Source organism: Streptomyces sp. BE20 (assembly GCF_036322525.1).
Classification (GTDB): domain Bacteria; phylum Actinomycetota; class Actinomycetes; order Streptomycetales; family Streptomycetaceae; genus Kitasatospora.
Genome location: NZ_JAQYWW010000699.1, coordinates 1 through 338 on the forward strand (window position 1 = coordinate 1; position 338 = coordinate 338).

1 protein-coding gene is annotated in these 338 nt (G+C 82.8%); it reads right to left on the minus strand.

What is annotated here, in order from left to right; translation table 11 throughout:
• Nucleotides 1–254 (minus strand): hypothetical protein (locus PUR61_RS15830; protein ID WP_329879487.1); only part of this gene is annotated, 254 nt, incomplete at its 3' end.
• Between the last annotated feature and the right edge of the window lie 84 nt (nucleotides 255–338).

Sequence of the window (338 nt, forward strand, 5' to 3'; positions counted from 1 at the left end):
GAGACCCCGTCCAGCGCCCGCCGCAGCAGCGCGAGGTCGAGCGGGCCGGTGACGTCGTCCGTCCCGGGGGTGGTGGCGGGGGCGGCCTGCGGGTTCCTGCGGTCGAGGACCCAGAGGCCGCGCTGCAGACCGGACGCGGGCGCGGTGCGGACCGCGCCGTCGGGCAGGGTCTCCGGGGCGGCACCGGCGGGGCGGGCGGCGGCGCAGGGTGGGGCGGCCGGCGCGGCGGCCGGCGGGGCGTCGGACGCGCTCACGCCGTCGTTCCCTTCTGTGCGGAGGGCGGTCGGGCGGGAGCTCGGGCGCCTCGGCGAGCTGCTCGACGGCCCCCCGCCCCCCCC